Origin of the sequence: Mesorhizobium sp. Mes31 (genome assembly GCF_024519675.1) — a bacterium.
Taxonomy (GTDB): Bacteria; Pseudomonadota; Alphaproteobacteria; order Rhizobiales; family Rhizobiaceae; genus Mesorhizobium.
Map to the genome: position 1 here is coordinate 79,618 of NZ_JALJRL010000001.1, position 12,470 is coordinate 92,087.

The following is a 12,470-nucleotide window of genomic DNA, read 5'->3' on the forward strand; positions in this document are numbered from 1 at the left end:
ATCGGCTGGTTAAGACGCCAACGCCGACTTTAACGATCATTCAAACCGGACTTCAATTGGTTTCCGCTAATACTCCTTCCGAGACCCTTTAAAGATCGGCAGGACCGGCACATGAGCAAGGAAATCGAGTCCGCGGGCGAGCGCAAGGCGAGACACCCACGGTTTTTCGCTCGCTTTATCCGCGACCGGCGCGGCAGTACGGCATTGGAATTCGCAATCCTTGCAATCCCCTTCGCGCTGCTTGTCTTTGCGATTCTGGAAAGCTGCATTTCATTTGCCGGCCAGGAAGTGATGGCCAACATCACCGACGATATCGCGCGCCAGTTGCGCACCGGCCAGTTAAGGGCGGCCGACGTCGCCGGAAACAATTTGAGGGACAAGATCTGCGCAAAACTGGAGATCATCGTCTCCCAGGATTGTCCCAATCAGCTGCTGGTGGACCTTCGCCAATATACGACGTTCGCCGACGCGGCCTTGGCCGGCTTCAAGATCCAGAACAACGACGTCGTGCTGACGCAGGCCGGCGCCACACAGTCCTTTACGGTTGCGCCGGGTCCGGCGGAATCCAGGAACATGCTGCGGGTCTTTTACAAATGGCCGATCATGACCGATCTGTTGGCCCAGTCGATGGGCGGTAACAAGACGCTGCATTTCGCATCGGTGACTTGGCAGAATGAACCGTTCGGCAGCTGAGGTCGTGGCGGATGCACGTACGGCAAAAGAAAAAAGGGTAATGGGCATGATGCGTGCGGGGGCACATCCGGGGATTACGGGAACTTGGCGGAAAGCGATCCGGTTCTGCTCCGATCGCCGTGGCATCGCGGCGGTCGAATTCGCCTTGATCATGCCTATCCTGCTGATCATGTATTTCATCACCATGGAGGCGTCACAAGCCATCGAGACCAGCAAGAAGGTCAGTCGTATCGGCAGCATGGTGGCTGATCTCGTCACGCAGCAGACGACCATCGTCAAGGCGGATGTCGACGCCATCATGAAGATCGGCACCGTCACCCTTCAGCCTTACAACCGCTCGACGCCGAGCATCACGATCACGGCAATACAAGTTACGACCGATGCAACGCCGAAGGTGCTGGTGGTATGGTCACGCAAGCTGGTCAGTGGCGTCACCAGCGTTGGCGCTGCCGCGAACTCGACCACGACGGTCCCGGCAACGCTCAAGGTCGCCGGCACCTTCCTCATCCGCGTCGAAAGCAATCTCGACTACAAGCCGGTCATCACCTGGTCGTCGGGCGGTCAACAGCAGCTTGGGTTGACCTCGGCTTTCAATGCCATATCGATGGGCGAAACCTACTATCTGCGTCCCCGCAGAAGCGTGACGATCCCCTGCGGCGACTGCTGACGGCCTTTATCGCCGCGAGCCGCCATCCGAGACCAGCCGCACGATGGCTTGCGCCATCTCGTAGTCCTTGGCGGCCGCGACGGTGAAGCCACCGGAATGCTTCGATTCCAGAAGATCGTAAACGTCCGGCGTCATCGACTTGAGGTTGGTGAGGAACACGGTAAGCCGGCGCTTCGCTTCCGGGTCGAGATCACTGCGGACGGCATGGGGACCGTATCTCAAGAGGCCCGACGTCCACACAACCTGAAGTGCCGTTGCTGAAAGCCCTGCCGCTTCGAGCCTCGCCTGCGTGCCCGATGCTTCCGGCTGGCCGTCGGCAGCGGCCGTCACCCAGCCGAACAACGCATCGGCCTTGCCGTCGACCAGCATCGTTTCCGCCGCCGCGGCCGAATCGGCATGGACCAGAAATGGTGCATCTTCCGCGACCTTGCGGCCTTCCGCGCTCAACGCCGCCAGTGGCAGGAGAGAACCGCCGACGCTGCTCGAAGGCGCCATGGCGATGCGATGGTTCTCCATTGCCGCCAGTTCAGGCAGCTTGCCGTCCCGCGTCAACAGAACGGAGCGGATGCCGATCGCGCCGTCGGAATCAACCGGAGCCACAAGCGGTTCGACACATCCGCAACGCTGCGAGGCCGTCGCGTAGGCAGTCGCCGAATAGATCGCATATTCGATACGGGCATTGGCCTGCGCCTCGATCAGAGCGCCATAGTCGCGGGCGACGACAAACTCGACCTTCATGCCCAAGGCCTTGGTGTAGGCATCGGTCAACAGCGCCAGCCCTGGAACGGTGTTGCCGGCGCCGGGTTCGGCGACGATGCCTATCCGAAACGTGCCTATATCTTCGCGCCAGTCGGCCCGCGCCGGACCAGACCAGACCACGCCCTGCACGACCATGAGAGCAGCACACGCCTTCAGGGCAGCCTTCATGACAAGACGGCGTCTGTCATGACAAGACGATCGTCTGTCATGACAAGGCGGTCCTCTGTTTTCTTCGATCCATGTCGTCCCATGCGCGGCGAGTCGCGACACTGTAGTCTTCTGTATTGTGCATGTCGTTGTCCCAAAACCGCTGGGCACTTTTGGGCGACATGAACCAGAGTATCGTGCCAAGCTGTTGCCGTTTGGTTTCCGAATTGCCAATGCGGCCGCGGAACCCTATGTCTGGTCGTCCAAACCGGCAACAATGGCTCCAATGGCGCGTGCTTTCCTCTTCGTCCTGGACTCCTTCGGCATCGGCGGCGCGGCCGACGCAGAGCGCTATGGCGACGCCGGCGCCAACACATTGGGGCACATCGCGGAGGCCTGCGCGGAAGGTCGCGCCGATCGCGAAGGACTCCGTAACGGGCCTCTGTTCGTCCCGCACATGGCCTCGCTGGGGCTTGGCAAGGCTGCCGAAACCGCGACGGGGCTAGGCTTCGACACCGGTGGGACGGATCTGCTCGCGACTGCCTTCCACGGCGCGGCGCAGGAGGTTTCGAGCGGCAAGGACACGCCGTCGGGCCACTGGGAGATCGCCGCCCTGCCTGTGCGCTTCGACTGGGGCTATTTCCCGGATACGGTTCCTGCCTTTCCGGCTGATCTGACCGAGGCCATGATCCGCACGGGCAAGGTGCCGGGCATCCTCGGCAATTGTCACGCGCCGGGCACCGAGATTATCGAACGGTTCGGCGAGGAGCACATCCGTACCGGCAAGCCGATCTGCTACACGTCGGTCGACTCCGTCCTGCAAATCGCGGCGCATGAAGTTCATTTCGGCCTGGAGCGGCTTTATGAATTCTGCAAGGTGGTGCGCAAGCTGGTTGACCCGTTGAGGATCGGACGGGTGATCGCGCGGCCGTTCATCGGGGAAACCGCCGCTACCTTCGAGCGAACCTACAACCGCCATGACTACGCCGTGCCACCACCGGAGCCGACCCTGCTCGACCGGCTGACGGCGCGTGGAAGCCGCGTCATCGCCGTCGGCAAGATCGGCGACATCTTCGCCCATCGTGGAATCTCGGAAGTGCGCAAGGCGGCGGGCAACATGGCCATGTTCGATGAGGCGCTGGGTGCAATGGACGACGCCGGCGACGGCGACCTGGTCTTCGCCAATTTCGTCGACTTCGACACCGAATTCGGACACCGCCGCGATGTCGCCGGCTATGCCGCCGCGCTCGAGGCCTTCGACCGGCGACTGCCGGAGGCGCTGGCAAAACTGAAGCAAGGCGATCTTCTCATCCTGACGGCCGATCACGGCAACGATCCAACCTGGCGCGGCACCGATCATACGCGTGAACGTATCCCGGTGATCGGCACCGGACCAGGTTTCAAAGGCGGCGACATCGGGCTGAGAGCAACATTTGCCGACATCGGTGAAACCGTGGCCGAGCATCTTGGGCTGGCGCGCGGCCCGCATGGCACTTCCTTCTACAAGACGATTGGCTTGTATAAGACGATTGGCGGTCATGCCTGAATTGCCCGAGGTTGAAACGGTCCGCCGTGGGCTGCAACCGGTCCTGGAAGGCGCCACCATCACCCGTATCGAGGCGCGCCGACCGGATCTGCGCTTTCCATTTCCGGAAAAATTTGCACAGCGGCTGACCGGCAGGACGATCACCGCGCTCGGCCGCCGGGCCAAGTATCTGACGATGGATATCGAAGGCGGCCCGGCGCTGATCTGCCATCTCGGCATGTCGGGCTCATTCCGTATCGAGACGGCGAATGACGGCGAAATGCCTGGCGTGTTCCATCATGAGCGCTCGAAGAGCACGGCACACGACCATGTTGTGTTCGACGTGGCGTCCCCGGCCGGCGCCAGGTCCCGCGTGATCTTCAACGACCCGCGCCGCTTCGGCTTCATGCTGTTTTCGGAAGGGCCGCCCGACACGCATCCGATGCTGAGCGGACTGGGCGTCGAGCCTACGGGCAATACATTGGACGGTGCGCTGCTTGCATCGTTGATGAAAGGGCGGCGATCGCCGCTGAAGGCAGCACTTCTCGACCAGAGATTGATCGCCGGGCTGGGCAATATCTATGTCTCCGAGGCCCTGTGGCGCGCCGGCCTGTCGCCGCTGCGCGAGGCCGGCACGATAGCCAAGCCGGGAAAGAAGGCCCAGGCTCAAAGCGAACGCCTTGCCGAAGCCATCCGCTCGGTCATATCAGATGCGATCGCGGCCGGCGGATCCTCGCTCAGGGATTACATGCAGACTGATGGATCGCTGGGATACTTCCAGCATTCCTTCGCCGTCTATGACCGCGAAGGCGAACCCTGTTCCAAGCCCGGCTGCGGTGGTCACATCGAGCGCGTCGTGCAGAGCGGCCGCTCGACCTTCTATTGCCGGACGTGTCAGCGGTGAGTTAGACGATGGGTCGAGCGAGGAGATGCAGCCATGACCTATGAGACAATCATCACCGAGACGCGCGGCAAGGTCGGGCTGATCACCTTGAACAGGCCGAAGGCGCTCAACGCGCTGAATTCCCAGATCCTCACCGAGCTGGTGGCGGCCGTGAACGGTTTCAGCGCCGATGCCGGTATCGGCGCCATGGTCATCACCGGTTCCGAAAAGGCTTTCGCCGCCGGCGCCGACATCAAGGAGATGCAATCGATCTCCTATGTGGACGCCTACAGCCAGGACTTCTTCGTCGGCTGGGAAGAATTTACGCGGGCGCGAAAGCCGATCATCGCGGCGGTGGCCGGCTATGCGCTCGGCGGCGGCTGCGAGCTGGCGATGATGTGCGATTTCATCATTGCCGCCGACAACGCCAAGTTTGGCCAGCCGGAGATCACGCTCGGCGTTATCCCAGGCATGGGCGGATCGCAGCGGCTGACCCGCTTCGTCGGCAAGTCGAAGGCAATGGACATGTGCCTGACCGGGCGGATGATGGACGCAGCCGAAGCCGAACGCTCGGGCCTGGTGTCGCGGGTCGTGCCTGCGGGCGAACTCGTCGAGGAGGCGCTCAAGGCGGCAGCCAAGATCGCCGATTTCTCGCTGCCATCGGTGATGATGGCAAAGGAGGCGGTCAACCGTGCCTTCGAGACGACGCTTGCCGAGGGATTGCGGTTCGAACGACGGCTGTTTCACTCTCTGTTCGCGCTCGAAGACCAGAAGGAAGGCATGGCGGCCTTTGCAGAGAAGCGGAAGCCGAATTTCACCAACCGCTGACGCCTGCCCGATGGCCGCCAAAAAGAAGGCCAGGCAGCGTTGACGCGCCGGAAAAGCTGAACTATAAGCCGCACCAACCGAGGCGGCCCCGTGGCTGCCCGTTTGTTTTTTGCGCCCTGCGGCATGCCGCATGCGCCGACCAGATCAGAAGAGAGGCATCATGGCCAACACATCCTCGGCCAAAAAAGCAACGCGCAAGATCGTACGCCGCGCAGCGATCAACAAGAACCGCCGTTCGCGCGTCCGCACCTATGTGCGCCAGGTCGAGGAGGCACTCGCCTCCGGCGACAAGGCCGCCGCACAGGCAGCCTTCAAGATCGCGGAGCCCGAATTGATGCGCGCCGCAACCAAGGGCGTGATCCACAAGAACACGGCATCCCGCAAAGTTTCGCGGCTTGCCCAGCGGGTCAAAGTACTGTCGGCCTGACATTACTTTCCTAGACTTACGTTCTTCGAACCCGGCCGATTGTGCCGGGTTTTTTTCGTTTGCCGGCAAGCACTTAAAAAGAATACTCGAAAATGGTGTCCGGTGCGGATTCCGCCGTTCGAATTGCTTTGCCGGCACAGCCGTGCAAGTCAATGGCCGATATCCCTGAAAAGCGACTGCTGAGATAAAGTCGGCACTCAGAAATAATCTTTATTATTCAGACAGTTACAGATGGTCATCCACAGCTTGTTCACATCGAGCCGGAGCGATGGGGGACAAGTGGCTGTCAAGCAAATTATTTCAGAAAATTTCAGATCGCGCCGGCTTTTTCATATTCGCCGGAAAAGGGTTTGAATCACAATGGCTTTGTCAAAATATGCCGTTGCGGCACCGCGTTCGAACCTCTCTGCGCTAACCAGATTCCTTAAAAATCGGTTAGTGGTGGCCTTGCCCTATCCACAGCGATTTCGGTAATGTCGACATATCGAAAGGGACGGGCCCCTGGCCCTCAACCCAGCCTGAACTGGCCAGCTTAAATTGGCGGGATTTGCAACGCGGATCAAGTCCGTGGATGGGTTGGTTTGTCTTTTTTGATGTGGGTAAGGGGACTGGCGTAACGAGACATGGCAGGTAGACAGCGCGCCGGCGCGATTTCGCCGGACGGTGTTGTATTGCCCTGACATACCCAAAACGCGGACTGGCTTCCATGGGCCGGCACCGGTTTCCCTGGATAGTGGGCGACGTTCATTGCCGGCGGCGGCAACGGGCATCGTAGCGAAGACGCAGGTCGCTGGAACAAGGATGCAGGAGGCGCATCCCCAGCGGAAAACAGGTACAGAAAGGCAAGGATCATGCAGAGCGGCATCGAAAGGGAGCTTACGGGCGACCTCCCATTTCCAGGAACTTTGATCGGAGCAAGCGACATGGCTGTTTCCAGCGACGCGGAGCAGAAGTTCGACCGGGTCAAGGCTCAGTTGAAGGCGCGCCTGGGAACCGAAGTCTATTCGAGCTGGTTCGGACGCATGAAGGTCGCGGAGGCTTCCAAGGGCATCGTCCGCATCTCGGTGCCAACCGCCTTCCTGCGCTCGTGGATCAACGGTCACTATCTCGACCTCATTTCCGAACTGTGGAAGCACGAGGATCCAGAGATCCTCAAGATCGAGATCGTCGTGCGCACGGCCACTCGCCAGGGTCGCAGCCAGGCCGAGCCCGAGGTGATCCCCGCGCGCAAGATGACACGGCAGACGCAGACGGCGCTCGCCGCCGGCACTGTCAGCCCCGGCAGGGCAGATCGTGCACCGGCTCCGCGTCCGGGCACACCGGTCGAGAGTGAGTTCCGGCACAACGTGCTCGGCTCGCCGCTTGATCCGCGCTACACATTCGGCTCCTTCATCGAGGGGCCGTCGAACCGGGTGGCCTTCGCCGCGGCCAAGGCAGTAGCGGAATCGCAATCAAGCGCGGTGCGCTTCAATCCGCTTTTCCTTCACGCAACCGTCGGGCTCGGCAAGACCCATCTTTTGCAGGCCATCGCCGCGGAATCGCTGAAGCAGAACCCAAAATCGCGCGTCGTCTATCTGACGGCCGAGTATTTCATGTGGCGCTTTGCCACCGCGATCCGCGACAACAATGCGCTGACGCTCAAGGAGCAGTTGCGCGACATCGACCTGCTCATCATCGACGACATGCAGTTCTTGCAGGGCAAGTCGATCCAGCATGAATTCTGTCACCTGATCAACATGTTGCTGGACAGCGCCAAGCAAGTCGTTGTTGCCGCCGACCGGCCGCCGTCGGAACTGGAATCGCTCGAACCGCGGGTCCGGTCGCGTCTCAATGGCGGCGTCGCGCTCGAAATGTCGGCGCCCGATTTCGCCATGCGCATCGGCATGCTCAAATTGCGCCTTGCAACCGCCAGGGTCGATGACGCGTCGCTCGACATCTCGGAGGAAATCCTCAATCACGTCGCCCGCACCGTGACCGGCAGCGGACGCGAGCTGGAAGGCGCATTCAATCAGCTGCTGTTCCGCCAGTCCTTCGAACCGCAGATCACCATCGACCGTATCGACGAGATACTCGGCCACATCTATCGCACCGGCGAGCCGAAGCGGGTCCGTATCGAGGATATCCAGCGCATCGTCGCGCGCCACTACAACGTGTCGAAAACCGAATTGCTGTCCAACCGGCGCACGCGCACCATCGTCAAGCCGCGGCAGGTCGCCATGTACCTGTCGAAGGTGATGACGCCGCGCTCGCTGCCCGAGATCGGGCGCCGCTTCGGCGGTCGCGATCACACCACCGTGCTGCACGCCGTGCGCAAGATCGAGGACCTTTCCGGCAACGACAACACGCTGGCGCAGGAACTCGAGCTGTTGCGAAGGCTGATCAACGACCAGGCCTGACTGGCTCGGGAAGCGCGAAGCGGAACAACACGCGAATTCAATGGCTTACCTGTGCAGCCTTGAACCCGAAATGGGCTCGTCGGCCAGCCTGGAAGCGGTCCGGATTTCGGATTTTCCACACCGGCTTCCGGACTTCGTGCCGTTTATCCCCAGAAAGCCCGCGCAGCCGGCCAGAACCGGTGGCGCGGGCTTGCGTTTGCTGGTTTTTTCCTGTCAGTTTACGCAGATTCTGAGCCTGTTCAGACCTTTCGCGGGACGCCGCTTGCCGGAGCCCGTCATTCATTCAAGCGAGCCTGTTTCGTCATGCGTGTTATCCTGGAACGGTCAAATCTCCTGAAGTCGCTCAACCACGTCCACCGCGTGGTAGAACGGCGCAACACCATTCCGATCCTGTCCAACGTGCTGCTCAGCGCCGAGGGCGCCAGCCTGGAAATGAAGGCGACCGATCTCGACCTGGAGGTGACGGAAGCAACGCCCGCCAAGGTTGAGCGCGGCGGGGCGACGACGGTTCCGGCGCATCTGCTGTACGATATCGTGCGCAAGCTCGCCGACGGCGCCGAAGTGATGCTCAAGACAGACGAGGACGGCAACGCCATGACGGTGACGTCCGGTCGTTCGAGCTTCCGTCTCCAGTGCTTGCCGCAATCCGACTTCCCCGAGCTTTCGGCCGGATCCTTCTCGCATATCTTCCGTCTCGACTCGGTCGCCCTGAAAGGCTTGATCGAGAAGACCCAGTTCGCCATCTCCACCGAAGAGACGCGCTACTATCTGAACGGCATCTACCTGCACACGCATGAGGTCGGCGGCAAGCTGAAGCTGCGCTCGGTGGCGACCGACGGCCACCGTCTGGCGCGCGCCGAGATCGACGCGCCGGCGGGCTCCGAGGGCATGCCGGGCATCATCATTCCGCGCAAGACGGTGAGCGAGCTGCAGAAGCTGGTCGATGACCCGGACGTCGCGGTGACCACGGAACTGTCGGACACCAAGATCCGCTTCACCATCGGCAGCGTCGTTTTGACCTCGAAGCTGATCGACGGCACCTTCCCCGACTATCAGCGGGTCATTCCGACCGGCAACGACAAGAAGCTGATCATCGACCGCCAGAGTTTCGCTGCCGCGGTCGATCGCGTCTCGACCATTTCCTCCGAACGCGGCCGCGCGGTGAAGCTTTCGATCAGCGAGGGTCAAGTGACGCTGGCGGTCAACAATCCGGATTCCGGCAGCGCCACCGAGGAACTGGCCGCCGACTACTCGTCCGACCCGATCGAAATCGGCTTCAACGCCAAGTACCTGCTCGACGTTGCCGCGCAGTTGACCGGCACGGAGGCCAAGTTCATGCTGGCCGACGCCGGCTCACCGACGCTGATCCACGACATGGCCGACGAGACCGCGCTTTATGTGCTGATGCCGATGCGGGTGTAGCTGGCGCTGCCGGGTCTGCCATGAGACCGGCGACGCGAACGATGGCGCGGTGACTTCTGGAGCAATTCCAGGAAAAGTGTGAAACGGTTTTTCCGGTAAAAGCGCGTAGCGCTTTGCCTTGGGAATTGCGTGAAAACAAAGAGATAGGGCGGCTCCCCCGTTTCCGTGAAACGATGAGCCGCTCTATAGGCGGATAGCGGTTGCCGGTACAAACTCATATAAGTAAGCTTACACTTACTAACTTTCGCAACTACGCTGCGCTGGCGATCGATCTCGCTCCCGGCGCCGTGGTTTTTTCCGGCGACAACGGCGCCGGCAAGACCAATCTTCTCGAAGCGATTTCCTTTCTGACGCCGGGACGTGGCTTGCGCCGCGCTCCTTACGCCGATGTCGCGCGCGAGGGCGGCGACGGCGGCTTTGCCCTGCACGCCCGGCTCGATGGACCTGACGGCCAGGTCGAGATCGGTACGGGCATTTCAGGCGGGGACAGTGCCGGCGAGGGCGGCAGAAGGGTGCGTATCAACGGAGCTGCGGCGCGTTCGACCGAGGACATGCTGGAATGGCTGCGCGTGGTGTGGCTGACGCCCGCCATGGATGCGTTGTTTACCGGACCGGCCGCGGATCGCCGGCGCTTTCTCGACCGGCTGGTGCTGGCGATCGATCCCGGCCACGGGCAGCGCGCGCTCGACTACGAGAAGGCGATGCGCGGCCGTAACCGGCTGCTTACTGAAGGCTCCCGGGACGACCGCTGGTTCGACGCGATCGAGATACAGATGGCCGAGACTGGTGTGGCCATCGCCGCCGCACGTGCCGAGATGGTGCGCCTGCTGGCCGCGATGATCGACAAGCTGCCCGACACAGGGCCGTTTCCGCAGGCCGACATCGGCCTTTCGGGCGAACTGGAAGCCGCGGTTGCGACCGCGCCGGCGGTCGATGTCGAGGAGCGATTCCGCCGGACGCTGGTCGAGGGCCGCGACCGCGACCGCGCCGCCGGGCGCACGCTCGAGGGCCCGCACCGTTCGGATCTCGTGGTTCGACACCGTCCCAAGGCGATGCCGGCCGAGCTCTGTTCGACAGGTGAACAGAAAGCGCTGCTGGTCGGTATTGTCCTGTCGCACGCCCGGCTGACTGGCGAAATGTCGGGCATGACGCCGATCCTGCTGCTTGACGAAATCGCCGCGCATCTCGATGGCGGCAGGCGCGCGGCGCTGTTTTCCATTCTGGAAGAGCTGAACTGCCAGGCGTTCATGACCGGCACCGACGCGGCGCTGTTTTCCAGTCTCAAGGGACGTGCGCAGTTCCTCACCGTCGACCACGGTACGGTCGGGCCAACCGCCTAGATTTTGTTGCATGCATGTCAGCATCCCAAGACCGCTCCACACATTTGCGCGACATGCATGAAGGCCTGACAAGGTTTTCCAGCCGCTATATGGTCCGGAAATGACCAGCTCCGCCCTGACCGCCGACGAGATCGAACGCTATGCCCGCCACATCGTGCTGCCCGAAATCGGTGGCGCCGGCCAGCAGAGATTGAAGCGGGCGCGGGTTCTGGTGATCGGCGCGGGTGGGCTGGGCGCACCGGTGCTTGAGTATCTTGCCGCCGCCGGCGTCGGCACGCTCGGCGTGGTCGACGACGACACCGTGTCGCTCTCCAACCTGCAGCGCCAGGTGATCCACGGTACGGATACTGTCGGCATGCTGAAAACCCATAGTGCGCAGGCGGCGATCGCCCGCATCAATCCCAACACCATTGTCGAAACGCACACATTCAGGCTGACCCCGGACAACACCGCGGCCCTCGTCGCCCGCTATGACATCGTCGTCGACGGTTCCGACAATTTCGAAACCCGCTATGCGGTGGCCGATGCCTGTGCGAGCGAAAGGAAACCGCTGGTGCACGCCGCCGTCGGGCGCTTCGACGGCTCGGTCACGGTGCTGAAGCCATTCGAGGACGGCAAGGACGGCAAGCCCAACCCAGGCTACCGCGACCTGTTTCCGGAAGCGCCGCCTCCCGGCGTGGTGCCGTCCTGTGCCGAGGCCGGAGTGCTTGGTGCGCTGACCGGTGTCGTCGGCACGCTGCAGGCGATGGAGGCGATCAAGCTGATCACCGGCATCGGCGAGCCGCTGGTTGGCCGGCTGCTGCTCTACGATGCGCTGGCCGCGCGCTTCGAAACGATCCGCTACAAGAGAAACTGACCCGTGGACCGGACCGAAGCCGTTTGCGTTACCCAGATCCCGGCCGATTTCGACCGTTGGAACGAAGTGCTCGCGCTGATCATGGGTGCCTTCGCTTCGATGGATGGTGTCATCGACCCGCCCTCCTCGGCGCACCTGCTTACCGCCGACACTCTGCGCGACAAGGCGCGGCGGGAAGCCGGCTTCGTGGCATTCAAGGGCGACAGGATCGTCGGCTGCATCTTTGCTCTCGAAAAGGTGGCGGAGCTCTATGTCGGCAAGCTCGCCGTCGCGCCGGACTGCCAAGGGCAAGGCATTGGCCGACGGCTGATGCAAGCGGTCGAAGATCTTGCCCGCAGGCGCGGCAAGGCCGCCCTCGAGCTTCAGACCCGGATCGAGCTGACCGGAAACCATGCGGCCTTTGCCCGCTTCGGTTTTCACGAGACCGAACGGACGGCGCATGAGGGCTATCTCAGGCCGACCTCGATCACCATGCGCAAGGTCCTTGCGTAAGCCCGGGCTTTCATTTGAAGGCCGCGAAATGTCGC

12 protein-coding genes are annotated in these 12,470 nt (G+C 62.1%); 11 read left to right on the plus strand and 1 reads right to left on the minus strand.

The features are described from left to right. The first annotated feature begins 111 nt into the window (after positions 1 to 111). Both NR193_RS00340 and NR193_RS00345 read left to right on the plus strand, forming a co-directional pair. Positions 112 to 693 (plus strand): TadE/TadG family type IV pilus assembly protein, encoded by a 582-nt coding sequence (locus tag NR193_RS00340; protein WP_256748917.1) that lies wholly within the window; start codon positions 112 to 114, stop codon positions 691 to 693. 46 nt (positions 694 to 739) lie between these two features. Beyond that, a complete protein-coding gene (locus NR193_RS00345) occupies positions 740 to 1,360 on the plus strand; it encodes a TadE/TadG family type IV pilus assembly protein (protein WP_256749319.1) in 621 nt (206 codons plus the stop codon). 6 nt (positions 1,361 to 1,366) lie between these two features. Here NR193_RS00345 and NR193_RS00350 read toward each other — a convergent pair whose 3' ends face one another. Next, on the minus strand, positions 1,367 to 2,287 hold the full coding sequence (locus NR193_RS00350) for a phosphate/phosphite/phosphonate ABC transporter substrate-binding protein (protein WP_256748918.1): 921 nt from the start codon (positions 2,285 to 2,287) through the stop codon (positions 1,367 to 1,369). A gap of 265 nt (positions 2,288 to 2,552) precedes the next feature. On the opposite strand from NR193_RS00350, the gene NR193_RS00355 reads away from it, so the two are divergent. From NR193_RS00355 to NR193_RS00395, 9 genes are all read left to right on the plus strand, one after another. Further along, entirely contained in the window at positions 2,553 to 3,812 is a 1,260-nt protein-coding gene (locus NR193_RS00355) for a phosphopentomutase (RefSeq protein ID WP_256748919.1), read from the plus strand. Next, positions 3,805 to 4,695: a bifunctional DNA-formamidopyrimidine glycosylase/DNA-(apurinic or apyrimidinic site) lyase gene (mutM, locus tag NR193_RS00360; RefSeq protein WP_256748920.1), complete on the plus strand. Its 891-nt coding sequence runs from the start codon at positions 3,805 to 3,807 to the stop codon at positions 4,693 to 4,695. The genes NR193_RS00355 and mutM overlap by 8 nt, the downstream gene beginning before the upstream one ends. Before the next feature lie 33 nt (positions 4,696 to 4,728). Beyond that, the gene (locus NR193_RS00365) at positions 4,729 to 5,502 is read left to right on the plus strand and encodes an enoyl-CoA hydratase (RefSeq protein ID WP_256748921.1); all 774 of its coding nucleotides are present in this window, start codon (positions 4,729 to 4,731) and stop codon (positions 5,500 to 5,502) included. 160 nt (positions 5,503 to 5,662) lie between these two features. Then, positions 5,663 to 5,929 carry a 30S ribosomal protein S20 gene (gene rpsT / locus NR193_RS00370; protein ID WP_091579634.1) on the plus strand — a complete coding sequence of 89 codons (267 nt, stop codon included), beginning with the start codon at positions 5,663 to 5,665 and terminating at the stop codon, positions 5,927 to 5,929. An 851-nt stretch (positions 5,930 to 6,780) separates the two neighbouring features. Beyond that, the gene (gene dnaA / locus NR193_RS00375; protein WP_256748922.1) at positions 6,781 to 8,325 is read left to right on the plus strand and encodes a chromosomal replication initiator protein DnaA; all 1,545 of its coding nucleotides are present in this window, start codon (positions 6,781 to 6,783) and stop codon (positions 8,323 to 8,325) included. Positions 8,326 to 8,628: 303 nt separating this feature from the next. Beyond that, positions 8,629 to 9,747, plus strand: coding sequence for a DNA polymerase III subunit beta (gene dnaN, locus NR193_RS00380; RefSeq protein WP_256748923.1), 1,119 nt, complete (start codon positions 8,629 to 8,631; stop codon positions 9,745 to 9,747). A gap of 200 nt (positions 9,748 to 9,947) precedes the next feature. After that, positions 9,948 to 11,087, plus strand: a complete 1,140-nt coding sequence (gene recF / locus NR193_RS00385) for a DNA replication/repair protein RecF (protein WP_256748924.1) — start codon at positions 9,948 to 9,950, stop codon at positions 11,085 to 11,087. Positions 11,088 to 11,187: 100 nt separating this feature from the next. Continuing rightward, positions 11,188 to 11,943, plus strand: a complete 756-nt coding sequence (locus tag NR193_RS00390; RefSeq protein WP_256748925.1) for a molybdopterin-synthase adenylyltransferase MoeB — start codon at positions 11,188 to 11,190, stop codon at positions 11,941 to 11,943. A gap of 3 nt (positions 11,944 to 11,946) precedes the next feature. Beyond that, positions 11,947 to 12,435, plus strand: a complete 489-nt coding sequence (locus NR193_RS00395) for a GNAT family N-acetyltransferase (protein ID WP_256748926.1) — start codon at positions 11,947 to 11,949, stop codon at positions 12,433 to 12,435. The last annotated feature ends 35 nt before the right edge of the window (positions 12,436 to 12,470 follow it).

Bases quoted from the DNA above. Each gene is read 5' to 3' on its own strand.
- NR193_RS00345 (WP_256749319.1), top strand. From the start codon at position 740: ATGATGCGTGCGGGGGCACATCCGGGGATTACGGGAACTTGGCGGAAA.
- NR193_RS00390 (WP_256748925.1), top strand. From the start codon at position 11,188: ATGACCAGCTCCGCCCTGACCGCCGACGAGATCGAACGCTATGCCCGC.
- dnaN (WP_256748923.1), top strand. From the start codon at position 8,629: ATGCGTGTTATCCTGGAACGGTCAAATCTCCTGAAGTCGCTCAACCAC.
- NR193_RS00340 (WP_256748917.1), top strand. From the start codon at position 112: ATGAGCAAGGAAATCGAGTCCGCGGGCGAGCGCAAGGCGAGACACCCA.
- rpsT (WP_091579634.1), top strand. From the start codon at position 5,663: ATGGCCAACACATCCTCGGCCAAAAAAGCAACGCGCAAGATCGTACGC.
- NR193_RS00350 (WP_256748918.1), bottom strand. From the start codon at position 2,287: ATGAAGGCTGCCCTGAAGGCGTGTGCTGCTCTCATGGTCGTGCAGGGC.
- dnaA (WP_256748922.1), top strand. From the start codon at position 6,781: ATGCAGAGCGGCATCGAAAGGGAGCTTACGGGCGACCTCCCATTTCCA.
- NR193_RS00355 (WP_256748919.1), top strand. From the start codon at position 2,553: ATGGCGCGTGCTTTCCTCTTCGTCCTGGACTCCTTCGGCATCGGCGGC.
- NR193_RS00365 (WP_256748921.1), top strand. From the start codon at position 4,729: ATGACCTATGAGACAATCATCACCGAGACGCGCGGCAAGGTCGGGCTG.
- mutM (WP_256748920.1), top strand. From the start codon at position 3,805: ATGCCTGAATTGCCCGAGGTTGAAACGGTCCGCCGTGGGCTGCAACCG.